General features: G+C 45.7%; 23 protein-coding genes. 22 read left to right on the forward strand and 1 reads right to left on the reverse strand.

The window, feature by feature from the left end; all coding sequences use genetic code 11:
* Position 1: 1 nt before the first annotated feature.
* The 15 genes from ANCC_RS17780 to ANCC_RS03115 all read left to right on the forward strand — a co-directional run bounded on the left by ANCC_RS17780 (position 2) and on the right by ANCC_RS03115 (position 14543).
* A complete protein-coding gene (locus tag ANCC_RS17780; RefSeq protein WP_006567475.1) occupies positions 2–130 on the forward strand; it encodes a hypothetical protein in 129 nt (42 codons plus the stop codon).
* A gap of 121 nt (positions 131–251) precedes the next feature.
* A complete protein-coding gene (locus tag ANCC_RS03050) occupies positions 252–1565 on the forward strand; it encodes an O-acetylhomoserine aminocarboxypropyltransferase/cysteine synthase family protein (protein ID WP_006567474.1) in 1314 nt (437 codons plus the stop codon).
* A 130-nt stretch (positions 1566–1695) separates the two neighbouring features.
* Positions 1696–2592 (forward strand): methylenetetrahydrofolate reductase [NAD(P)H], encoded by an 897-nt coding sequence (gene metF, locus ANCC_RS03055; RefSeq protein WP_006567472.1) that lies wholly within the window; start codon positions 1696–1698, stop codon positions 2590–2592.
* Positions 2585–3211, forward strand: a complete 627-nt coding sequence (locus ANCC_RS03060; protein ID WP_006567471.1) for a vitamin B12 dependent-methionine synthase activation domain-containing protein — start codon at positions 2585–2587, stop codon at positions 3209–3211. The genes metF and ANCC_RS03060 overlap by 8 nt, the downstream gene beginning before the upstream one ends.
* Complete coding sequence (locus ANCC_RS03065; RefSeq protein WP_006567470.1) at positions 3202–5556, forward strand: homocysteine S-methyltransferase family protein; 2355 nt, start codon at positions 3202–3204, stop codon at positions 5554–5556. The genes ANCC_RS03060 and ANCC_RS03065 overlap by 10 nt, the downstream gene beginning before the upstream one ends.
* Before the next feature lie 20 nt (positions 5557–5576).
* A complete protein-coding gene (locus ANCC_RS03070) occupies positions 5577–6281 on the forward strand; it encodes an AzlC family ABC transporter permease (protein WP_225103642.1) in 705 nt (234 codons plus the stop codon).
* Positions 6278–6592, forward strand: coding sequence for a branched-chain amino acid transporter permease (locus ANCC_RS03075; protein ID WP_006567468.1), 315 nt, complete (start codon positions 6278–6280; stop codon positions 6590–6592). Before ANCC_RS03070 ends, ANCC_RS03075 begins: the two co-directional genes overlap by 4 nt.
* A 153-nt stretch (positions 6593–6745) precedes the next feature.
* Positions 6746–7615, forward strand: a complete 870-nt coding sequence (fba, locus tag ANCC_RS03080) for a class II fructose-1,6-bisphosphate aldolase (RefSeq protein ID WP_006567467.1) — start codon at positions 6746–6748, stop codon at positions 7613–7615.
* A 164-nt stretch (positions 7616–7779) separates the two neighbouring features.
* On the forward strand, positions 7780–8889 hold the full coding sequence (locus tag ANCC_RS03085) for a GGDEF domain-containing protein (RefSeq protein ID WP_006567466.1): 1110 nt from the start codon (positions 7780–7782) through the stop codon (positions 8887–8889).
* Positions 8890–8976: 87 nt separating this feature from the next.
* Positions 8977–9675 carry a TrmB family transcriptional regulator gene (locus ANCC_RS03090; RefSeq protein ID WP_009289261.1) on the forward strand — a complete coding sequence of 233 codons (699 nt, stop codon included), beginning with the start codon at positions 8977–8979 and terminating at the stop codon, positions 9673–9675.
* 1 nt (position 9676) lies between these two features.
* Entirely contained in the window at positions 9677–10927 is a 1251-nt protein-coding gene (locus ANCC_RS03095) for a diaminopimelate decarboxylase (RefSeq protein ID WP_006567464.1), read from the forward strand.
* 171 nt (positions 10928–11098) lie between these two features.
* Positions 11099–12130: a hypothetical protein gene (locus ANCC_RS03100; RefSeq protein ID WP_006567463.1), complete on the forward strand. Its 1032-nt coding sequence runs from the start codon at positions 11099–11101 to the stop codon at positions 12128–12130.
* Between the two features lie 22 nt (positions 12131–12152).
* Positions 12153–12605, forward strand: coding sequence for a hypothetical protein (locus tag ANCC_RS03105; RefSeq protein ID WP_039946714.1), 453 nt, complete (start codon positions 12153–12155; stop codon positions 12603–12605).
* A 124-nt stretch (positions 12606–12729) separates the two neighbouring features.
* Positions 12730–13533, forward strand: a complete 804-nt coding sequence (locus tag ANCC_RS03110; RefSeq protein ID WP_006567461.1) for a hypothetical protein — start codon at positions 12730–12732, stop codon at positions 13531–13533.
* A gap of 110 nt (positions 13534–13643) precedes the next feature.
* Positions 13644–14543 (forward strand): AraC family transcriptional regulator, encoded by a 900-nt coding sequence (locus ANCC_RS03115; protein ID WP_006567460.1) that lies wholly within the window; start codon positions 13644–13646, stop codon positions 14541–14543.
* On the opposite strand, the gene deoC is transcribed toward ANCC_RS03115, so the two are convergent.
* On the reverse strand, positions 14504–15217 hold the full coding sequence (gene deoC / locus ANCC_RS03120; protein WP_006567459.1) for a deoxyribose-phosphate aldolase: 714 nt from the start codon (positions 15215–15217) through the stop codon (positions 14504–14506). The two genes, ANCC_RS03115 and deoC, sit on opposite strands and share 40 nt — an antisense overlap.
* A 232-nt stretch (positions 15218–15449) precedes the next feature.
* Between deoC and ANCC_RS03125 the strand changes: the two genes are divergently transcribed.
* From ANCC_RS03125 to ANCC_RS03155, 7 genes are all read left to right on the forward strand, one after another.
* Positions 15450–17381, forward strand: a complete 1932-nt coding sequence (locus tag ANCC_RS03125) for a BglG family transcription antiterminator (protein ID WP_022261194.1) — start codon at positions 15450–15452, stop codon at positions 17379–17381.
* Entirely contained in the window at positions 17378–17794 is a 417-nt protein-coding gene (locus ANCC_RS03130; RefSeq protein ID WP_006567457.1) for a PTS sugar transporter subunit IIA, read from the forward strand. Before ANCC_RS03125 ends, ANCC_RS03130 begins: the two co-directional genes overlap by 4 nt.
* Positions 17791–18063, forward strand: a complete 273-nt coding sequence (locus ANCC_RS03135; protein WP_006567456.1) for a PTS sugar transporter subunit IIB — start codon at positions 17791–17793, stop codon at positions 18061–18063. The genes ANCC_RS03130 and ANCC_RS03135 overlap by 4 nt, the downstream gene beginning before the upstream one ends.
* Positions 18064–18082: 19 nt before the next feature.
* Positions 18083–19492 (forward strand): PTS ascorbate transporter subunit IIC, encoded by a 1410-nt coding sequence (locus ANCC_RS03140; protein WP_006567455.1) that lies wholly within the window; start codon positions 18083–18085, stop codon positions 19490–19492.
* A gap of 131 nt (positions 19493–19623) precedes the next feature.
* Positions 19624–21234, forward strand: a complete 1611-nt coding sequence (locus ANCC_RS03145) for a PTS system mannose/fructose/sorbose family transporter subunit IID (RefSeq protein ID WP_006567454.1) — start codon at positions 19624–19626, stop codon at positions 21232–21234.
* A gap of 16 nt (positions 21235–21250) precedes the next feature.
* On the forward strand, positions 21251–21658 hold the full coding sequence (locus tag ANCC_RS03150) for a PTS sugar transporter subunit IIA (protein WP_006567453.1): 408 nt from the start codon (positions 21251–21253) through the stop codon (positions 21656–21658).
* Between the two features lie 2 nt (positions 21659–21660).
* Positions 21661–22710 carry a galactitol-1-phosphate 5-dehydrogenase gene (locus ANCC_RS03155; RefSeq protein WP_009289254.1) on the forward strand — a complete coding sequence of 350 codons (1050 nt, stop codon included), beginning with the start codon at positions 21661–21663 and terminating at the stop codon, positions 22708–22710.
* The last annotated feature ends 17 nt before the right edge of the window (positions 22711–22727 follow it).

Here is a 22727-nt window from a genome sequence, read left to right on the forward strand (position 1 = left end):
CATGTTAAATAAGCTTGGATTTGCCCGGGCAATGAATGCAAAAGGAACCGGAGCTGTTTTTCAAAATGACGACGCAGCGGTTCTGGACTTTGACAAAATAGGAAGGAGTTACAGCAGCTTAGAAAACTGATAAATCCTGAGCACGAATGAAAATCAATAAAATTCCAATTTCCTATTGACTTTATATGAAATGCTTTTTATAATACAACAAAACAATTCATACCAGTCATATAGGAAATGGAGAGAAAGCCATGTATCAGAAGAAATCCAGAGAAGAGAGAAATTTGAAATTTGAAACACTGCAGCTGCATGTGGGACAGGAGCAGGCTGATCCGGCTACTGACGCCAGGGCAGTTCCCATTTACCAGACATCTTCTTATGTCTTTCACGACAGTGAGCACGCAGCGGCCAGATTTGATTTAAGCGATGCCGGAAACATTTACGGCAGACTGACCAACCCGACTCAGGATGTATTTGAACAGCGCATAGCAGCTCTGGAAGGAGGAGCGGCGGCACTTGCCACAGCGTCCGGCGCAGCAGCCATTACATATACGATCCAAAACCTTGCACAAAACGGAGATCATATTGTAGCAGCAAAAAATATTTATGGCGGAAGCTATAATCTTCTGGCCCACACGCTGCCGGAATTCGGAGTGGAAACAACGTTTGTGGACATTTTTGAGGATGGAGCCGTGGAAGCAGCTGTCAAAGAAAACACAAAAGCAGTGTTTATTGAAACATTGGGCAATCCTCATTCGGATGTGGCGGATATAGAGAAGATGGCAGAGATTGCACACAGACACCGGATACCTCTTGTAATCGACAATACATTCGGGACTCCTTATTTAATCCGTCCCATTGAGTATGGAGCGGATATCGTCGTACACTCTGCAACAAAATTTATCGGAGGTCATGGGACTGCCATTGGAGGGGTTATTGTAGACAGCGGAAATTTTGACTGGGAGGCATCAGGGAAATTTCCTTCCCTGACCGAGCCAAATGCAAGCTATCACGGCATCAGCTTTACGAAAGCAGCGGGCAGAGCAGCATTCGTCACAAAGATCCGCGCAATTCTGCTTAGAGATATGGGAGCAGCCCTTTCTCCATTTCACGCATTCCTATTTCTCCAGGGATTGGAGACATTATCTTTAAGAGTGGAAAGGCATGTGGAAAATGCACTGAAAACGGTAGAATTTTTGAGCCAGCATCCCCAGGTGGAGGCGGTGCATCACCCTTCTGTGACCGCAGATGAAGAACAAAAGAAATTGTATGAAAAATATTTTCCAAACGGCGGCGGTTCGATCTTTACGTTTGAGATCAAGGGAGATGACAGGACGGCAAAAGAGTTCATTGACAATCTGGAGATCTTTTCGCTGCTGGCAAATGTAGCCGATGTGAAATCTCTCGTGATTCATCCGGCATCTACGACTCATTCACAGCTGAATGAGGAAGAATTGAAAGAACAGGGGCTGAGAGCAAATACTATCAGACTTTCCATCGGAACAGAGAACATAGATGATATTCTTGAAGATCTAAGTGAAGCTTTTAAGGCAGTTAAAAAATAGAAAGATTCGGATAAAACGATGTCTGCTCAGGCTGAAAGAAGCCTGTCAGACATCGCTTTTTCTGTGTAGACAGAGAAAATCGAACATGATAAAATTGCTTTAATGTATTACAGGAATAAAGGAGAAGCAGATGAAGATATCAGAATTACTAAAGGAAAAGGCCACCATTTCATTTGAAGTATTCCCGCCCAAGAACAAAGAAGGGGATATTTCTTCCATTTACTATACCATTGAGGAACTGGCAAAACTGGACCCGGATTTTATCAGTGTTACATACGGAGCCGGCGGATCTTCCAAGGGAAAGACCGTGGAGATCGCATCGGCCATTAAAAATAAGTATCAGATCGAGTCCGTAGCCCATCTAAGCTGCATTACATCCACAAAAGAAGATATTCTCACAGAATGCAGGGCATTAAAGGAGCACAATGTCGATAATATTCTGTCACTGAGGGGAGACTATCCTGCGGGAGAAGAAGAAAAATACCGGGGAATGGATCTGGAGTTTCACTATGCCAGCGAACTGAACGGATTTATCAGAGAAAATTTCGGGGATTCCTTCTGCCTTTCCGGGGCATGTTATCCCGAAGTCCATCAGGAGGCAGACTGTTTCCGGGATGATTTAGAAGCACTGAAAAAGAAGGTGGATGCGGGGGCAGAATACCTGATCACCCAGATTTTCTTTGACAACAGCTATTACTACCGGCTGGTAAAAGAAGCGAGAAAAATAGGCATTGATGTTCCGATTCTTGCAGGGATCATGCCGGTGACAAATGCAAAATCTCTTCTGCGCACGGCCAAATTGTGCGGCTGCTCCATTCCGTTCCAGCTTTCCACGATGATCGAGACATATTATAATTATCCTGAGGCTATGAAAGAGATCGGGATTAACTATGCTGCCCACCAGATCATAGACCTGATCACAAACGGGGTGGACGGAATTCATATCTATACGATGAATAAGCCGGAGATCGCGCAGAGGATCTTTGGAAATATTCCGACCGTGTTAAAAGAGCTGAATCATGATTAAAGAAAATACACTGAAATACTTAGGGCATTCGGGGCAGCAGATCACGGATGAGATGGAAAGCCTGCTGGATGATTGTATCCGGGAGGTGAAACAGGCTTCCCAGCCCAAGGTTATCTCACGCAGATTTGAGCTGTCAGGGGAAACGCCCTATATAAAAGAACTGGGACTTCATCTCCCCGGGGATCAGATACAGGAGGCTTTCTTGCAGTGCAGCCACTGCCTTTTTATCGGAGCGACCCTCGGGGTCACCCTGGAGCGAAAGGTAAAGTACTACGAAAAATGCAATATGACAAAAGCAGCCGTTATGGATGCGGCGGGAAGCGCTTATCTGGAAGCTTACTGCGATGAGTATGAAGAAGGGCTGGGGTATCCAAACAGATCATACCGGCTCTGTCCGGGCTATGGTGATATTCCGCTGTCCTTCAACAGGGAGATCGCAAGAGTGCTCGATGTTGGGAAAACTCTCGGGGTCACACTTACGCCGGATCATCTGATGATACCTCAGAAATCCATGCTGGGTTTCATAGGTATCGGCACGCCTGAGAGGAAAAAACAGTGCGGACAGTGTGTAATGAAAGAAGACTGTGCATTTAGAAAGAGAGGCCAGAGATGTTACTAGACAGAATCGGAAAAGAATTACTCATATTTGACGGGGCCATGGGGACCCAGCTTCAGGAGGCAGGACTCCGCGCCGGAGATATCCCCGAAGAATTAAATATTGACAGACCGGAGCTGATCGTATCGATTCATGAAAAATATCTTGGGGCAGGAGCAGACTTTATCACGACCAACACATTCGGATGCAATGAACTGAAAATGCAGGAGTCAAAATACGAATACCGGGATATGCTGCGCGCCGCGGTTTCCAATGCAAATGAGGCAAGAAAAAATGCAGGGCGTGAACAGGATGCCTATATCGTACTCGACATCGGTCCCATCGGACAGCTTTTAGAACCCATGGGTACCCTTACGTTCGATGAAGCCTATGACATCATCCTTTCACAGGTGGAAACGGTGAAACATGATGTGGATGCGGTGCTGTTTGAGACGATGAGCGATCTGTATGAGGTGAAAGCCGGTATCCTGGCAGTAAAAGAAAACACATCTCTGCCGGTGTTTGTGACTATGACATTTGAACAGAACGGGCGGACTCTGTCCGGAAATGATCCGGTCACCTTTGTAAATACAGTGCAGGGTCTGGGAGCGGATATGCTGGGCGTCAACTGTTCTTTAGGACCGGCAGAGCTGGGGCCGATCATTGAAGAAATTTTAAGCGTATCTTCTGTGCCTGTGATGATCCAGCCAAATGCAGGACTTCCGTGCCTGGAACACGGGGAGACCCATTATCATGTGACCAGCGATGAATATGCTGAGCTTATGCAGGGATATTTGAAAGACGGCATCTCCGCCGCAGGAGGGTGCTGCGGAACGACTCCGGAATTTATCCGGAAGTTAAAAGCCGCGTCTCCGAAAAAAGCGGCACCGAGAAAGATTGAAAAAAAGACGAGGGTGTCCAGCCAGACAAAAACCGTTACATTCGGAGACCGGGTCATCGTCTGCGGGGAACGGCTTAATCCAACCGGAAAGAAGAAACTGAAGCTGGCCCTGAAAGAGGAGCGGTATGATGAGCTGGTATCGGAGGCAATCAAACAGGATGAGGCGGGAGCCGATGTGCTGGATGTAAATGTGGGTCTGCCGGGTATCGATGAACCGGAGACGATGAAACATGTGGTAAAACTCCTCCAGGAAGTGATTACCCTGCCGCTTCAGATCGACAGTTCCAATGCCCGGGCCATTGAGCTGGCATGCCGGTATTACAACGGAAAGCCGCTGATCAACTCTGTCAACGGAAAAGACGAAGTCATGGAAGCCATTTTTCCGATCGTGAAAAAATATGGCGGCGTTGTAATCGGCCTGACGTTAGATGAGGGAATACCTCTGAAAGCAGAAGAGAGATTTGAAATCGCACAAAAAATCATTGCGAAGGCGGCGGAATACGGCATTGGGAAAGAAGACATTATCATCGACTGTCTGACCCTGACGGCTTCTGCACAGCAAAAGGAAGTAAAGGAAACGCTAAAAGCGATAGAGATGGTAAAGAAACTGGGAGTGCATACTGTTTTGGGCGTCTCCAACGTCTCCTTCGGCCTTCCGAACCGTCCGCTCTTAAACCGGACATTTCTCGCACTTGCCATGCAGGCCGGGCTGGATCTGCCGATCATCAATCCTCTGGATAAGGAGCTGATGGGCACCATCGATGCGTTTCATGTCTTGTTTTATAAAGATATCGACAGTGAAAGCTACATCAGGAATCAGTCAAATGCGGCAGAGACGAAAGCAGCAGTTCAGACAGAGTTCTCTCTCCACGACATCATTCTCCACGGACTGAAGGATGAAGTGGAGGCAAAGACGAGAGAAGAACTGGAAAAGAAAGAACCGCTGGTACTGATCAATGAGGTGATTATTCCGGCTCTTAATGTGGTTGGAAAAGACTATGAGACGGGGAAGATCTTTCTCCCTCAGCTGATCCAGTCGGCAGAGACGACAAAAAAAGCCTTTGAGGTTGTGAAGCAGTGTTTCACCGCAGATGCAGGCGAGGAAAAAGGACCGGTGGTGATGGCCACTGTGGAGGGTGATATCCATGATATCGGGAAAAACATCGTCAAAGTCGTCCTGGAAAGCTATGGCTACCGGATTATCGACCTCGGCAAAGATGTGAAGATAGAAAAGGTAGTAGAGGCATGGAAGAAGTATCAGCCGAAGGCAATCGGCCTGAGCGCACTGATGACGACTACGGTCATATCGATGGAAAAAACCATTCAAAGACTCCGGGAGGAGGACTGCAGCTGTCCGATCTGGGTAGGAGGAGCGGTGCTCACAGAAGATATTGCAAATAGTATCGGAGCCGACTACTATGCGGAGGATGCCATGGCATCTGTGGCCCTCCTGGAAAAGCTTATTTAATGCCTGGAGGGTTAGAAACAGTGAGAAATACGAAAGAACATTTCAAATATGCAGTTACAAAATCCATACCGGTTTTCTTTGGATATATATTTCTGGGAATTGCGTTCGGCATCCTTATGTCAAAGGCAGGATACGGGCCGTTCTGGACACTGGCTGCAAGCCTGTTCATATATGCCGGTTCTATGCAGTTTGTCTTAGTGTCTTTTCTCGCAGCAGGAGCGCCATTGGGCCTTGTGGCGCTCACAACACTGTTTATCAACGGCAGGCATATGTTTTACGGTCTCTCCTTCGTGGAGCGTTTCAGGAAAATGGGCAGATATTACCCTTATATGGTATTCTCTCTGACAGATGAGACGTATTCGGTCCTCTGCTCCATTCCGGATGAGAAAACAGAGGCGGAACCCAGGATCATGTTCTGGATCTCAGCTCTGGATCAGGCTTATTGGGCAGCTGGTTCCCTGATCGGGGCACTGGCAGGAGGTCTGCTTCCATTTGATTTTAAGGGTATCGAGTTCTCCATGACAGCACTGTTTCTGGTGATTTTTCTGGACCAGTGGAAAAATTCCAAAAAACACGGCGCAGCGGCAGCAGGACTTGCTGTTTCCGTTTTCTTCTTGATTCTGTTGGGACCGGACCGGTTTTTACTGCCCTCACTGCTTATACTTGCGGCAGTCATGTGCCTTGGTTTTATAAGAGAGGAGCAAAAGGGGGAATGTAAGGAATGATGAAGGCGGTTTCTATTATGGCAGTGGTAGCATTTGTCACACTTTTTACGAGAGTACTTCCGTTTGTATTATTTGGAGGAAAGAAAGGCATGCCTAAAATGATCGGCTATCTGGGAAAGGTACTTCCGGCGGCTATCATCGCGGCACTTGTGGTGTATTGTTTTAAAGAACTGACAATTCAGCCTGCTCTTCAGAAACTGTGGAGCCTGGCGGCAGGGGCGGCAGTCATTCTGCTTCACCTTTGGAAGAGGAACACCCTGCTCAGCATTGCAGGCGGAACAGTGCTGTATATGCTGCTCATACGGATATAAGAGCAGGAACGGCTGGAATAAATGCAGTAAGTTTTCTCTGTTAGTCCCGGCTTTTTTGGGAACCCTGTGACTTGCGCAACTTGGCCAAATAGGATATAATAAGTTTGATGTGAAAAAAATAACAATTCATTAAAGAATTATGGAGGATTTATCATGTTAGTATCAGCAAAAGAGATGTTGAATAAGGCAAAAGCCGGACACTACGCTGTAGGACAGTTTAACATCAATAATCTGGAGTGGACAAAGGCAATCTTATTGGCAGCAGAAGAGACAAGATCACCGGTGATCTTAGGTGTTTCTGAAGGTGCCGGAAAATATATGACAGGATACAAGACAGTGGTTGGAATGGTAAACGGAATGTTAGAAGGATTAAACATTTCTGTACCGGTTGCCCTTCACTTAGACCATGGTTCTTATGAAGGATGCAATGCTTGTATCGAAGCAGGTTTTTCTTCTGTTATGTTCGACGGATCACACTACCCGATCGAAGAGAATATTGAAAAAACCAAGGAATTGGTTCAGGTAACAAGAGGAAAAGGAATGTCCATCGAAGCTGAAGTAGGTTCCATCGGCGGAGAAGAAGACGGAGTCATCGGAAAAGGTGAATGTGCAGATCCTGAAGAGTGTAAGGCAGTCGCTGACTTAGGTGTTACGATGCTTGCAGCGGGAATCGGAAACATCCACGGAAAATATCCTGAAAACTGGGAAGGATTAAGCTTCGAGACACTGGATGCGATCCAGAAGCTGACAGGAGACATGCCGTTAGTACTGCACGGCGGTACAGGAATCCCTGATGACATGATCAAAAAAGCAATCACTCTCGGAGTCGCAAAGATCAACGTAAACACAGAGTGCCAGATTGCATTTGCCGAGGCTACACGCGGATACATTGAAGCAGGCAAAGACAGAGAAGGAAAAGGATTTGACCCGCGTAAATTACTTGCTCCTGGTACAGATGCGATCAAAGACATGGTGATCACAAAGATCAAGTTATTCGGATCTGAGGGAAAAGCAGACGAGTAAAATAATATATGAAGGAAAGCGCATCTCCAGATGGGATGCGCTTTTTGTGTGAAAAATTTTAAGTGAAAGTTTCCGGCAGTATTTTTATGAATGTCTGTGATTTTTTCAGCAGTATTTAGTATAATAAAAAAAGGCTGAAAATCAGTGGGAAAGGACTGACAGATATGAATATACTGGTGAATCTCCTTGTGGCTCTGGAAATGCTGACCGTCAATATGAACGTAGTAAATCTGTGCTGCACGAGAAAGTATTCTCTGATAAAGACAGTTTTTGTCATCGCAGTATTTTCTTTGTTTTTGGTTACTGTATCATATGCAGTCCTGTCCAGAGGAAAGAATTTCGGAAACGGAAATGGGATGTTTGCTCTGATAGGAGCCATGTATGTGTTTCCTCTGAAATATCTGTATGCGGAACCATGGAAAAGGATCATCAGCATTGCCTGTTCATCCTGGATCTATACGATGCTCATTTTCTCTGTCTCAGTCCATGCCGTGAAGATATTTCAGACAGAAAATTTTGCCGGTACGGTCCTTGCAGTCCAGACCCTCCTTTATTTTATTACGTCAGTATTCTTTGTCTCATGGATCAGAGAGAAGCTGGTAAGAGCACTGAAGTTCATGGAAGACGGAACAAAGAATATTTTCCTGATCTTCAGTCTCAGCTGGTTTTTAACTATGGTATTGTTTAATGTACAATTTACTTATCCCCAAAACCGTATTCTGAAAGTCATATGTCTGCTTGTGCTGGCGCTGAATGTCACCTTGAATTTTATTATTATATATTATCTGGTAGTAAATTATAAAAATATAAATGATTTAAAAGAGATCGCCTATATGGACAGCCTGACAGGATTAAAAAACCGCAACAGCCTGTTCCATGACGCGCAGGAATTGATTCGGAAGAATCAGAGATTTTATCTGATTTTTATCGATCTGGACTGCTTTAAACAGGTGAACGATCTGTACGGGCATCTGGCCGGAGATGAGTATCTCTGTGTATTTGCAGGGAAGACAGAAAAGTTTTTGAAAAATCAGGGTATGCTGTACCGTATGTCGGGCGATGAGTTTATCTGTCTGTTTATGGAAAAAGACCCGGAAGAATTTTTAGAAAAGCTTTCACACCTCAGCTTCAGTGTGACTGACTGTTATATACCGTTTAAGGGATGCAGCGCAGGGAGCGCTGTGTTTCCGGATGACTGCCTGTCGCTGGACAAGCTGATTTCTTTGGCGGATAAAAAGATGTACCGTAAGAAAAATAAGAAGCACAGCTGCTGAATGATCATTTTTTTATTATCGTTTATTGACAAAAAAATGTCGCCGTATTATAGTATTCCTATAAAGGAACACGAATGGAGGCGCAGAATGGAAAATGTTGAATGTCTGATGAATTTCGGGCTGACCAGGCAGGAAGCGAATCTCTATGTTCTTCTGGTCTTGGAGGGAGAACTGAATGGATATGAGGCAGCGAAAAAAAGCGGCATCTCCAGGTCCAACACCTACAATGCGCTGGCAGGACTTGTGGAAAAAGGGGCCGCCTATATGTCCGAGGAAGACACTGTGAAATATCAGGCAGTGCCTGTGGAGGAGTTCTGTGACAATAAGATCCGGGACTTGAAAAAAAGCAAAAAAGAGCTTGCTGCAAAACTTCCGAAACAGAGGATTAATAAGGGGGCATATCTGACCATTAAAGGGGAAAGACAGATCCTTGACAAGTTTACGAATATGCTGAGGGAGACAAAAGAACGGGTCTATGTGTCTGCTTCCAACGAAAAGCTGAACATGTTCCGGGAGTATTTTACCGATTTAGCCGGCCGCGGCATCAAAGTAGTGATCATTACCAATGAGCCTTTTGAGCTTAAAGGGGCCATCATCTATCTGACGGAGCATAAGAAAGAACAGATCCGCCTGATCACAGACTCTACCTATGTGCTCACGGGCGATCTTGTGGACCGGTATAATGCAGCCTGTCTGTATTCCAGCAATCATAATCTGGCAGAGGTATTCAAAGACGCTCTCGCCAATGAGATAAAACTATTAGAAATCAAGAAAGGGAATCAATAAAATGGCAAAAAAACCGTTTGTAACAAAAGAACAATTAGACGAAATCGTAAAGAAGTATCCGACTCCGTTTCATTTATATGATGAAAAAGGAATCCGGGAGACTGCAAGGAATTTAAATAAGGCATTTTCCTGGAACAAAGGATTTAAAGAATATTTTGCCGTGAAAGCGACACCGAACCCTACGATCTTAAAGATTTTAAAAGAAGAGGGATGCGGAACCGACTGTTCTTCACTGACAGAACTTATGATGTCTGACCGCTGCGGATTTGATGGAAGTGAGATCATGTTTTCTTCCAACGACACACCGGCTGAAGAATTTGTGCTTGCGAAAAAACTGGGAGCCACGATCAATCTGGATGACATCACACATATTGACTTTCTGAAAGAAGCAGCAGGCATTCCGGAAGTCATTTCCTGCCGGTACAATCCGGGCGGTGTGTTCTCTCTCGGAACAGATATCATGGATAACCCCGGAGACGCTAAGTACGGCATGACGAGGGCTCAGATGACAGAGGCGTTTTTAAAACTGAAAGAACTGGGTGTCAAAGAATTCGGAATTCATTCTTTCCTGGCCAGCAACACAGTGACTAATGAGTATTATCCGACCCTTGCAAAACAGCTGTTTGAACTGGCAGTGGAACTCCAGAAAGAGACCGGTGTGCACATCGGATTTATCAATCTCTCAGGCGGCGTTGGTGTCCCTTATCTTCCGGATCAGGAGGGCAATGACATCGCAGTGATCGGTGAAGGGGTACACAAGGCTTTTGATGAAGTACTTGTCCCTGCGGGTATGGGAGATGTGAAAATCTTTACGGAACTGGGCCGCTATATGCTGGCGCCGAACGGTCATCTGGTGACAAAGGCGATCCATGAAAAGCACACCCACAAAGAATATATCGGCGTGGATGCCTGTGCGGTCAACCTGATGCGTCCGGCGATGTACGGAGCTTACCACCATATTACTGTGGTGGGAAAAGAAAATGAGCCGTGTGACCACATGTATGACATCACCGGATCTCTCTGTGAAAATAACGATAAATTCGCCATCGACAGAAAGCTTCCCGAGATTGAGAACGGAGATCTGCTGGTGATCCATGATACCGGAGCACATGGTTTTGCCATGGGATATAACTACAACGGAAAATTAAAATCAGCGGAGATTTTATTGAAAGAGGACGGAAGCACGGAGATGATCAGAAGGGCTGAGACGCCGGAAGATTATTTTGCTACGATTGAAGGGTTTAACTTCTAAAGAATACGATAATGAAAGAAGGCAGGTTCTGTATGCAGACAGGATCTGTCTTTTTATGTGGCGTAATTTTTTGAAATAGTTTGCGGCAAAATAGTCTTATGATATAATGATTGTAATGATAGTTTTGATTATTGAATTAGTTAATAATGACTGCCGTTGGAGGATTGCAGGATGCAGAAATTTATGAAGGAGATAGAAGTAATAACATTATTATCGCTGATGTTTTTGTTGACGGGCTGCCAGAAACATGAGTCTTTACAAACGAATCCGGAAGATCAGCTTGCGATCTCTATTATGACAACCAGGAACGGACAAAAGGCAGGTACATTTGAGAGTGATATTTATCTGTTTGACATGAAAACTGCGAAAACAAAAAAGATAGCAACGGTTCCGTATACTTCTCAATATCCGCTTTCTGTATATGATCCTCAGAAAAAGCTGCTCTATTATTCATCCAGGTTAAAAGGGACACATGAGGATGAAGTCTTTGTATATGACTGCAGGACAAAGGAAACAAGGCAGCTGACCGACTGGTGTGATGTCCTGAATTATATGTTTATCAAAGAAGATAAGCTGTATCTTGCTGCAATGGATACGAAAAAAACAATCATTACATCATACTGGTGTGACAGAGAGACAGGAAAGCCAACAGATTTAACATGGGATCACGATCTCTTTGTGGATTACGTGACATACAATCCTTTGACAAAGGGTTTGTACTGTAATCTTTATTCCGACAGAGAATCATATAAAAGGCTTAATGAACCTGAAAATGGGATCAGACAAAGATTCTATCAAATCAAACCGGATGGATCTTTCAGACTGATCACAGAAGAGAAAAGGAAGATCATCGGTTCTCTTGTGGCAAACAGCCGAAAGATGCTCTACATAAGGAAAAATACAAGCGTGCCCAATGTTCCCGAAATGAAAGGCTTAAAAGAACAGATCATAGAAGTGGTATCCTATGATTTTCAGTCAAAAAAGAAAACGGTTTTATCAGAGAAAGATAAATCATTATACCAAATGGGTTTTATCTACCTGGACAGGAAGGGAACGACTCTCTATGGGCTGAAAAAGGGGCAGGGACTGGGAGATCCCGATAAACTGGTATCCTATGACCTGAAAACTCACAAAGAAAAAATTTTGTTTCGATATCCCGGAACAGAAGGTGCCATCAACAATGCATGTGTTGTAAAAAAATAAAAGGCTTGCAGGAGGTGTATGAATGTTAAAGAGAAAATTATTATGGTGTTTCGTAATCTCCTGTTTTCTTCTGCTGATGTTTGGCACCGGCAGTCAGGCAAGGGGACGAGAACAAATAATAGAATCAACCGAGATACCTGAACCAATGCAGCCGGGCAGTGAGATTGTGTTTGTAGACAGCAGTCATTATAAAATTTTAAAAGGGGGACTTCCGCACAAAAAACTGAGAGAAGAAGATAAAAATCTTTCAAAAAACTCGGAGTTAGAAGAAGGACTTGTGATCAGAGAAGAATATCCGGTTCCAAAAAAGGGGGTAAAAGTAACTTATGCAGATGACGGATACATTAATCGGATTTTATATCATGGAGAGGACTACGAAGGTTCCGATCATGTAGAAATAAACAATGTTGATATAGGAGAGATATTTTCAAAATGGACTGCTCCTGTTCTTTTGTTTTTCTTTGAGAAGGTATAGTCATCGGCCGTTATTCACTCTGTCAGAACAGTTAATCACTGGAAAAGCATTTACATCATAAAAACCTCCTGTTATATTTGCGTCATAAAAGAAACCGGATGAAAAGCAAAGACAGGAGGTTTTTATGGGTACATATCGAAGATTTGCATTTAAAGATGGAGTTTATATTAATAAAAATGCAGGGCGGGAATTTGATGAGGGAATCAAAGATTTGTTTCCGGATGTGTCGGCAGTGTGTCATAATTTTAGCTTTTCTCAGATAGAGAAAACAATTTTTTATACACTGTCAAACTTTTCTGATAATCCGGAAGCCGCAGCAGCGAATCTGCATAACCTTTCTCTTGCAGTTGCACATTTAGATCAAAACTCGGAAGCCTATCTAAATTCAATAGAATTGATAAAAATTATTGCAGTTAACCTTGAGCCTCAAAGTCCGGAACAGGCGGAGAGCCTATGTGACTGTTTGAATAAGCTTCTATATATCTTAAACAGTGCTCCTGAAAATCTCAGGTATGGAAACAGCAGGTGGAATTCTTCCATCGGAGAGGAGTTTGACCCGCAGTTCTGGTGTTATGTGAATAATGAGGGTAATCTTCTTTCTTCAGATACCGGAATACAGAATTCAGAGGATATTCAATTACCGGATGATCCCATAGAGGAAGGATTTTATCTCTATGATGAGGAAGAAGGATCGGTATTAGATTATATTATTGAGCAAGTAAAACCTGAGTCCCAGATCAGTATTTATACTGCATTAAATGAACTGTATGATAAACCGTTTATTTATTCTTCTTCTAATCTGGGAGGAGAGTTTTATCCGTCAACACATTCTAAGATCAAGCCATCTGACAAGCCGATCTATCACTGGGGAGTGACAAAACGTGATTCCCAAGGGACAGAATTAGAATGGGGATGGAAAAAGCTGTAATGTATGAATTAAAAATTTGGTGATGCGGAACTCATTGACAATACTGGACTCCATGTGTAAGATTAACTCGTTACAGAGAAAGAAGTATTTTTGTAAAAAGAGAGGTCATCATGGGTAATATTCCTGTCTACGGAATGGAACATACATTTTTGGATGAAAAAACCGGGCTCCTGTATCGGAATTCCCGGTTTCGGCAGACGGCGTCCATCCATACCCACACCTTTTATGAATTTTTTATCGTCGCAGAAGGAAGTGCCCTGCACCTTGTCAATGATTCCATCCAGACGATCACACAGGGGGATCTTGTCTTTATACGGCCGAAAGATACCCACAGCTATCAGTTCTACTATTCGGATGACTTCCGTATTATAAATATCGGATTCAGTGAACAGCTGCTGCAGAATATACGGTTATTTCTGGATCACACGGCCATGCTCCGGACGCTGACGGAGTCGGAGCTGCCGCCGTGTGTCCGCTTAGATAAATCCGGCAGGGAGGAAATCAGTGTACGGTTTGAGGAGATCGGCGCCCTCATGGACACACCAAAGATTCAAAAAACCGTATTTTATGCCAAATGCTGTCTTGCAGACGTATTTACAAGGTATTTCTTTTCCTATGACACGGAGGAGTTTCCCACAGCCAGCTGTCCTTCCTGGTTTCAGCCCATGCTGAACGAGATGCAGAAATTTGATAACCTGAGGATCGGGTTTCCGAAAATGATCGAATTGTCCTCATGTTCTTCCAATCATCTGTGCAGGGTATTTAAGTCTGTGATGTCCGTGACTCCAACTGAGTATATCAACAGTAAGCGTCTGGAATATTCGGTTTATCTTCTCACACAGACCTCTAAAGAGATCATAGAGATCAGCATGCTGTGCGGCTTTTCTTCCCTGAGTCATTTTTATCATCTGTTTAAAAAGAAATACCAGTGTCCGCCGTCCAGGTTCCGGAAGATGAATGGAAATTACATTCAGGATTCCAGCCCTAAAACAACAGGAACGGATTTGTAGCCGACACCCATTCTGTCGATTCCCATATCGATCAGCTGTAAGAAATGTTCTCTCGTGCGGATGCATCCGCTTCCCTTGATCTTACACTTCTCACCTACTTCGTCCATCATGAGCTGTATGACATCCGGCGCCGCTCCCCGCAGTTCATATCCGGTGAGGAAACCTGTACTTGTCTTCACAAAATCTGCACCTGCCTCCATACAGCAGCGGCAGGTTTTTTTAATCTGTTCTTCTGTGAGAGCATCAGTCTCAAAGATCACTTTTAATTCCTTGCCGTATTTGTGTGCAGTATCGGCACAGGCTTTCAGGTCCGCAGTGACCTTTTCATATTCTCCTGAGCGGATCAGGCCAAAGTTTGCCACAACATCGATCTCCGTCACGGTATCGTATCCGGCTGCGATCTCGACCTGTGCGGTTTTGGATTCGGTAGAGCTGGTTCCGAAAGGAAAATCCGTGACCGGACAGAGGCCCGTTTCAGTGCCTTCCACATACGGGGTACAAAGCTCAATATAACCCGGATTGATGCAGATGGTGGCACATCCTAATTTCACTCCGTCTTTTGTCAGTTCTATGATCTGTTCTTCTGTAAACTCCGGTTTCAGAACGGAATAGTCGATATAAGAAGCCAGTTCTTTTACCGTCATTTCTTCAGCCTTTTTTGATATCTTTTTCATAGTATACCTCCTGTATTTTCATTGTTTATCACTGTAATTGCAATATATCATCATTTCAGCTGCATTTCTTGTCTTATAAAATCATTATTTTGTACTATATTGATATGAAGAGGCGGTTTCTCGTTTTGGAACATCTTAAGAACTTCTGCATATGTGGAAAGCTTTTGGCATAGCTTTCAGGCTTTCAAATGTGCTACAATTTTGATAAACCCCAGTAGAAGGAGAGAGGACATTGTTGACGGAAAGACAGTTGCAATTAGTAAAATACCTGCAGGAATGTGATGGTTATACGACGGCGGGAAAACTGGCAGAGGTGTTTCATGTCAGCAGCAGATCGATCCGCAACGATCTGGATGCAGTCCAATATTATTTGAAAGAACTGCCGGTGGAAATCGAACGCACACCAAGACTCGGTGTCCGTCTCATTGTCAAAAAGGGATTCGATATCACAAGCCTTTATTCCAGCAATGAGATCAAAGTCCATTCCAGGGAAGAGAGAGTTATCATTATTACTGTTCTGCTGATGATCTCAGAGAAAGTGACCATCGAGCAGCTGGCTGAGAAGCTTCAGGTCAGCAAGAATACGGTTGTACAGGATTTGAGGCCGGCGGAAGAATTTTTAAAGAAGCATGAGGTACGGCTCATAAAAAAGTCCTATTACGGCATGTCCCTGAAAGGCGAGGAAGAACAAATACGGAATACACTGTTTAATTTATATATAAAGACGGCCAGCGAAGGCTCCCTGAACATACTGCACATTTTGAAAGATCATGCAGAAGTGGACCCGGAAGCAGGAAGGAACATGATCCGGAGAGTGGAGGCGGCCATGGGCATCCGGTTTGCGGATGAATCCATCGGGGAACTGGAAAGCATGATTCTTGCATCACTGTGCCGAATCCGGTGCGGGTTTCATGTCAGGGGCCGCACTTTGGACGACGCGGACGGCGTTTGCAGAGAAGCGATTCTTTCAGGCCTCCCCGGTTTTCAGGTGACAAAAGGGGATCTGAGCTATTTTGTCATGCTGTTCCAGAGCACGAAGCGGATGGACGGGGAGAGTCTTGAAAATTGGGATGAGGACGGCAGGGTGATGCAGGCTACAGAGCAGCTGATCCGGAAGTTTTGCAGTGATTTAAAGATCAGCAGTGAGATTGACCCGGAGATTCAAAGACAGATCATGATGCATTTAAAAGTGGCGGTGTTCCGGCTGAAAAATAAAATAAAGATCAAGAATCCCCTGATGGAGGATATCAAGTACTCCCATTCCTTTATGTATGAGCTGACGGAACGGCTGCTTAAAGGGCAGGAAGAAATGCTGGGCGTGGTATTTCCCGACGCTGAGATTGCCTATACGACCATGTATTTTGAAGTGCTGTTTCAGGAAAACTTCAGCCTGAATCTGTCACCGGAGGTCGTGCTTGTCTGCGGGGGAGGCACGGCGACAGCAGTGCTTTTAAAACAGCGGATTTCAGAATACTTTCCGGAACTTCGGGTCAGAAAAATCTGCAGGGTCAGTGATGTGGAGGAGGAAACTGAAAGAAACCGGCCCGACTTTATCATCAGCACAGTTCCGCTGAGTCTTAGAAATCAGCAGGTCATTCACGTAAATCCGCTCTTGAATTCTCCGGATATCGACCGGGTGAAAAATATTATTTCCGTCCTCGCATACAACAGAAAGAACCAGTATCTGGTTCACAGAATCCACCAGACGATGCAGAGGGGCATCGGGGACCTTTTAAAAGAAGAATACTGCCGGTTTGATGCAGAAACAGATGACTGGAAGGAGGCCATTGCCATGGCCTGTGAGCCGCTGATCAAAAATGGACTTGTGAAGCCGGAGTATGTGGAAGAGATGATCCACATTGTGCAGAATCTGGGGAACTATATGGTGTTTATTCCGGAGATTGCTTTCGTTCACGGGAGGAAAGACAATGTTCGGGAAAACTGCATCAGCCTGATGAAGCTAAAACATCCCATTGATTTTGGGAGCAAGGCAAAGGTAGATGTGAAAGTCATCATTGTCCTCGGAAATATTACCGAGAACGAGAATCTGGCAGATTTGGTCCGGATTCTGGCGTGGGAGAACAACATGGAAAGAATTAAGCATATCAGTTCTTATGAGGAACTTCTTTCTCTTAGATCTGAAGAGGGAGGCGGCAGCCTATGATCTGTGCCGAAATCTTGGAGGAAGTCAGTGAATATACACAGGCTATCAGAAAAAGCTGTGAGATACTCGAGCGGTATGGGATGGTGACCGGGGAATATTACCGGGGGATCATTGACAATATCGGAGAATACGGTGGATATTTCTATCTGGGAGAAGGGGTATGCATGCCCCATGCGAAACCGGAGACGGGTGTTTTGTCCACGGGACTGTGCATCATAAAACTAAACACACCGGTGGATTTTGAAGGAAAAAAAGTGCGCATATTTTTTACGCTGGCGGCCAGGGATGAGGCGGCTCATTTTGTGCTGATGAAGCAGATAGCGGAAATCTGTTCGAAAAAGCAGAGCCTGAAAAAGATGCTGGAATGCAGAAGCAGTGAGGAGATGCTTATGATGATGGAGGAAGAACAATGAAAAGAATCATGACAGTCTGCGGCACCGGCCTCGGATCAAGCTTCCTGGTGGAAATGAATATACAGAAGATCCTGAGAGAGCTCGGGAGAGAGCAGGAGTTTGAGACATGCCATTCCTCAGTATATGAAATGAGTGCCATGGACGCAGACTATTTTATCGTTGCAAACGATTTAAAGGACAGTATTCCGCCTGTGGAACATCTGATCGTACTGGAATCCCTGATTGACGAAGAGGAATTGAGAGAGAAACTGACAACGTTCTTGTCTTAAAGATAAAAGAGGGATATATATGTTAAAAATGCTGAGAGACCTGGTACTGGAACCGTCCATCGTGGTCGGAGGCATCGTCTTTTTAGGCTTGGTGCTGCAGAGAAAGAGCCTGGAGACCACGGTAAAGGGGACTCTTAAATCGGTCATAGGGTTTATGGTCATCCGGATCGGGGGAAATATCATCACAGAGAGTGTGGAACCTTTCGGAAGGATGTTTCAGTACGGATTTCACGTATCCGGCGTGATCCTGAGTGTGGAAGGAGCCGCGGGAATTGCAGTGGGCAGGTTTGGGATGGAGATTTCCGTCGTCATGCTGCTTGGGATGGCGGTCAATCTGATTTTGGCCAGGATCACCAGATTCCGCTATGTGTTCGTGACCGGCCATCAGACGTTATTCATGGCAGGCATGATCGTCGTATGCATGAAAGGCGCGGGAATCAGCGGATGGATCTTTTATGCCATCGGGGCCCTGGCTCTTGGGATTCTGATGGTATTTTCTCCTGCCATTCTGCAGAAATATACGAGGCAGATCTGTAAAAATGACTCGGTGGCTTTGGGACATTTCGGCGGGAGTGCTTACTTTCTGGCTGCATGGCTGGGAGGAATCTACGGAGAAAACTCTAAGTCCACGGAGGAAATGCGTCTTCCGAAAAAACTTGCATTTTTGCGGGATTCTTCTGTTACCGTTTCCATTACGATGATTGTCATGTATGTGGTGGTTGCTCTTGCCTGCGGCAGTGAATTTGTAGAACAGAATCTGTCAGAAGGAAAAGATTATCTGGTCTATGCCATCGTCCAGGGGCTGACCTTTGCCGTGGGATTTACTGTGGTCATCACAGGAGTGCGCTGGTTTATCAATGAGATCGTGCCCGCAGTGAAGGGGATTGCGGATAACTGGATTCCCAATGCCAAACCGGCAGTGGACAGCCCCGTCGTCTTTCCGTATGCGCCCAATGCCCTGATCGTGGGGTTTATCTCGTCATTTTTGGGAGGGCTTCTTTCTCTCGGTATCATGATCGCATGTAATCTCACCGTGATTCTTCCGGGAGTTGTTCCGCATTTTTTCTGCGGAGCCACGGCAGGAGTCTATGGAAATTCTACGGGAGGAAGAAGGGGAGCTATTCTGGGCGGCTTCCTGAACGGAGTGCTGATTTCGTTTCTTCCGGTGATTTTTCTGCCGTACTTGGGGGAACTGGCAAACGCCTCTGTCACATTTCCGGATGCGGATATGGGATTTGCGGGAGCATTTCTGGGAGACTGGCTGAACCGGATCGGAAGCTACGGGACTCTGACCATTCTGATCGGCATTGTGATCATCATGATCCTGATCCCGGAAATGATGGATGACATGGAAGAAAACCAGGACGAATGGTTTTCATTTGACACCGATGAGATCTTAAAAGAATCAAAAATGGCGAATAAGAAATAACAGGGGAAAGCGGGGATCTGCGCCGGGGCAGATCCCCGCTTTCCGCATTTCAGGAAATTAATTGGTATGGCGGCAGTTTTCTTATGCCGGTAGACTATACATATCAGATAACAGAAAAGGAGGAAAGTATTATGTTAATTTCAGCAATCTTAGTCGCGCTGATCGCCATTGGAAGCCAGTGGTGGTTCAGCCACGCAATCACCCGTACATGGCTGTATCCGATCTGGGCAGGTTTCCTTGTGGCGGTAGCTATGGGAGAACCGGTCCTTGGCATGAAGGCCGCAGCCTATATCCAGCTTACATACCTTGGATGGATCACAGCCGGAGGAACCATGCCGGGCAACCTGATGGTAGCCGGAGTGTTCGGAACGGCGCTGACCATCATTTCCGGGGCATCTCCGAACCTGGCGCCGACCTTTGCGGTGCCGTTCAGTCTGCTGGGAATCCTGATCAACCAGGCCTATATGACTATCAACAGTTTTTGGGTACATAAGGCAGACCAGTACTTGGAGAAAGGCAACATCCGCGGATTAAGGCTTATGAACTACCTGCCGTCCGGAATCACTGCCACAGTCCTCTACGGAATTCCGGCATTTGCCCTCGTATATTTCGGAGGAGATTTTGCAACCAACGCCTTAAAGGCAATACCGGAGCCGATGATCGCAGCGTTAAATGTGGTTGGGGCACTGATGCCGGCACTTGGAATCGCAATGTTGTTAAGCTTTCTCGGCAAAAAGAAAATCGTGGCATTTTTCTTTATCGGTTACTTCCTGACCATCTACGCGAAAGTTGATACCATGGCGGTGACTGTATTTGCAGCGGCTGTAGCAGTCCTGATCTATCTCTTTACAGGAAAATCAGAACAGGCCGCTGAGGCGGAACAAATCGAAACAGCTTCTCCTGAGGAGGCCGATGTGCAGACCGGCGGCAAAAAACTTTTGAAAAAAGATCTGGTCAAACATTTTCTTCTCGGATACTCCAGCGAGACCTGTTATAACTATGAGCGTCTCCAGGCACTGGGTACAACCAATGCCATGGTACCGATCGTGAGAAGGCTCTATGAGACAAAAGAACAGCAGGCAAAAGCATTAAAGAAGTATATGGTATTTTTCAACACGGAGCCTTCATGGATTGGAACTGTGATTCATGGAGTCGCCGCATCTATGGAAGAACAGTCTGCCAACGGAGCGGACATTGACGCGGAAGACATCAATGCGGTTCGTACAGGATTAATGGGACCGATGGCGGGAATCGGGGACACAGTTTCCCAGGGTATCGCTTATCCGATCTTAGCCGGAATCGCCTGCAGCCTGGCATTGGCCGGAAATGTAGCCGGACCGATCCTGTTTGAGGTTGCGTACAAAGTTCTGATGATCGGTATGGGATATGCCATGTATATGATGGGATATAAACAGGGAAAAAGTGCCATCGTAAAAATCTTAAGTGCAGGAACTTTAAACAGAATCACCGAAGCATTCAGTATCGTGGGACTGATGGTTGTCGGAAATATGGCGGCTACAAGGGTTAATATCAAGACTCCGATCGCATTTAAAGTCGGGGAAGTAGGAATCAATCTTCAAAATATCTTAAATTCTCTGCTTCCTGGAATGCTGCCTTTGATCGCGACGCTGCTCGTGTGGAAGCTTCTGAGCAAGAAGGTGAAGCCGACCTATATCATCGTTATTATCTTTGTGGTAGGTGTTATCACATCCCTGATCGGCCTGCTGGCTGTGGCATCATAAGACGGAGGAATGAGACATGGTTGGAGTTTTATTAATCAGTCACGGACTGCTCTGCCAGGGACTTGCTGACAGCGTCTCCATGGTAGCAGGAAACATAGAGCAGTCAGAATGTATATCTCTGAAACCGGGCCAGGACCCCGGGGAGTTTAAGGAAAAGGTAAGACAGGCAGTGGAAGAGCTGGACACCGGCATGGGAGTCCTTGTGCTGACGGATCTTTTAGGAGGGACACCGTTTAACAGCATTGCCATGCTGTGCCAGGAATATCCGGCAGCGGTCATCACCGGAGCCAATATGGCTATGGGGATCGCCGCGGCGCTTCAGAGGGAGGAGGACACGACACTCTCAGAACTTGCGGAGATCTGTGAACAGGCGGGACATGACGGTATAAAGAGGCTCGACATTCAGGAGAAAGGAACGGCGTGAAGATGAAAGCAGTGAGACTAAACAAAATCGGAGATTTCCGGATGGAAGAAGTGCCCCTTCCGGAGGTAAAGGGAGAAGAACTTCTCGTGAAGGTGGAGGCCTGCGGGATCTGCGGATCCGATCTTCCCAGAGTATTTGAGCTGGGAGCACATGTTCACCCTATTACCATAGGACATGAGTTCGCGGGGACGATCGTAAAAGCAGCAAGGGAAGAGGACCAGGAACTGGTGGGGAAGACGGCAGCCGTCTTCCCGCTCATCCCATGCGGAGAGTGTGAATTTTGTAAAACCGGGCACTACGCCCAGTGTTCGAATTATAACTACCTGGGGTCCAGGTGTGACGGCGGTTTTGCGGAGTACTGTGTCATCCCTTCCCGTTGGAATCTGGTATTTTCAGAAAATCCGGAAGTGACAAAGGAAGAACTGAGTCTGGTGGAACCGGCCACAGTGGCACAGCATGCGGTGAGAAGATCAGGGATCAAAGCCGGGCAGACCATTGCCATTTTTGGCGCAGGACCCATAGGAATCATGGCGGCCCGCTGGGCAGAAATTTTCGGCGCCGGGAAAGTGGTCTTGTTTGACATCAGCGAAGAAAAAATTGCATTTGCAAAAGAGCGGGGACTGACGATTTTAAATTCCATGGAAGAAGATCCAAAAGACGGCCTCCTGAGAGTGATGGGAACGGATCATGTGGATGCAGTCATCGAGGGAACCGGAACTTCCGCAGCACTTAATCAGGCGGTGGAAATCGTAAGAACCTTCGGACGGATCGCCATGCTCGGAAATCCCCACAGGGACACTTCCTTAAAACTTGCAAATCACAGCAGCATTCTGAGAAAAGAAGTCGATATCGCGGGAGTATGGAATTCTTATTACGCACAGATGCCTCTCAATGAATGGCAGTATACGGCGGATATGATCGATGCGGGCAGGCTTAAAGTGAATGATCTGATCACCCATACGTCCGATCTGGAACATTTGAGTGAGCTGTTTGAGCAGATTTATCAGAAAGAAATCACGATCTGCAAGGCAATTTACAGCTCTAAGGCTTGAGAGAAAGGAGACGATTT

The sequence above is a fragment of the Anaerostipes caccae L1-92 genome (genome assembly GCF_014467075.1).
Taxonomy (GTDB): Bacteria; Bacillota; Clostridia; order Lachnospirales; family Lachnospiraceae; genus Anaerostipes; species Anaerostipes caccae.

Excerpts from the sequence above, each read along its gene's own strand:
- ANCC_RS03100 (WP_006567463.1), top strand. The coding sequence starts at position 11,099 with ATGCAGAAATTTATGAAGGAGATAGAAGTAATAACATTATTATCGCTG.
- ANCC_RS03075 (WP_006567468.1), top strand. The coding sequence starts at position 6,278 with ATGATGAAGGCGGTTTCTATTATGGCAGTGGTAGCATTTGTCACACTT.
- deoC (WP_006567459.1), bottom strand. The coding sequence starts at position 15,217 with ATGAAAAAGATATCAAAAAAGGCTGAAGAAATGACGGTAAAAGAACTG.
- ANCC_RS03155 (WP_009289254.1), top strand. The coding sequence starts at position 21,661 with ATGAAAGCAGTGAGACTAAACAAAATCGGAGATTTCCGGATGGAAGAA.
- ANCC_RS03085 (WP_006567466.1), top strand. The coding sequence starts at position 7,780 with ATGAATATACTGGTGAATCTCCTTGTGGCTCTGGAAATGCTGACCGTC.
- ANCC_RS03150 (WP_006567453.1), top strand. The coding sequence starts at position 21,251 with ATGGTTGGAGTTTTATTAATCAGTCACGGACTGCTCTGCCAGGGACTT.
- fba (WP_006567467.1), top strand. The coding sequence starts at position 6,746 with ATGTTAGTATCAGCAAAAGAGATGTTGAATAAGGCAAAAGCCGGACAC.
- ANCC_RS03060 (WP_006567471.1), top strand. The coding sequence starts at position 2,585 with ATGATTAAAGAAAATACACTGAAATACTTAGGGCATTCGGGGCAGCAG.
- ANCC_RS03140 (WP_006567455.1), top strand. The coding sequence starts at position 18,083 with ATGTTAAAAATGCTGAGAGACCTGGTACTGGAACCGTCCATCGTGGTC.
- ANCC_RS03145 (WP_006567454.1), top strand. The coding sequence starts at position 19,624 with ATGTTAATTTCAGCAATCTTAGTCGCGCTGATCGCCATTGGAAGCCAG.
- ANCC_RS03135 (WP_006567456.1), top strand. The coding sequence starts at position 17,791 with ATGAAAAGAATCATGACAGTCTGCGGCACCGGCCTCGGATCAAGCTTC.
- ANCC_RS03090 (WP_009289261.1), top strand. The coding sequence starts at position 8,977 with ATGGAAAATGTTGAATGTCTGATGAATTTCGGGCTGACCAGGCAGGAA.
- ANCC_RS17780 (WP_006567475.1), top strand. The coding sequence starts at position 2 with ATGTTAAATAAGCTTGGATTTGCCCGGGCAATGAATGCAAAAGGAACC.
- ANCC_RS03115 (WP_006567460.1), top strand. The coding sequence starts at position 13,644 with ATGGGTAATATTCCTGTCTACGGAATGGAACATACATTTTTGGATGAA.
- metF (WP_006567472.1), top strand. The coding sequence starts at position 1,696 with ATGAAGATATCAGAATTACTAAAGGAAAAGGCCACCATTTCATTTGAA.
- ANCC_RS03050 (WP_006567474.1), top strand. The coding sequence starts at position 252 with ATGTATCAGAAGAAATCCAGAGAAGAGAGAAATTTGAAATTTGAAACA.
- ANCC_RS03095 (WP_006567464.1), top strand. The coding sequence starts at position 9,677 with ATGGCAAAAAAACCGTTTGTAACAAAAGAACAATTAGACGAAATCGTA.
- ANCC_RS03130 (WP_006567457.1), top strand. The coding sequence starts at position 17,378 with ATGATCTGTGCCGAAATCTTGGAGGAAGTCAGTGAATATACACAGGCT.
- ANCC_RS03065 (WP_006567470.1), top strand. The coding sequence starts at position 3,202 with ATGTTACTAGACAGAATCGGAAAAGAATTACTCATATTTGACGGGGCC.
- ANCC_RS03110 (WP_006567461.1), top strand. The coding sequence starts at position 12,730 with ATGGGTACATATCGAAGATTTGCATTTAAAGATGGAGTTTATATTAAT.
- ANCC_RS03105 (WP_039946714.1), top strand. The coding sequence starts at position 12,153 with ATGTTAAAGAGAAAATTATTATGGTGTTTCGTAATCTCCTGTTTTCTT.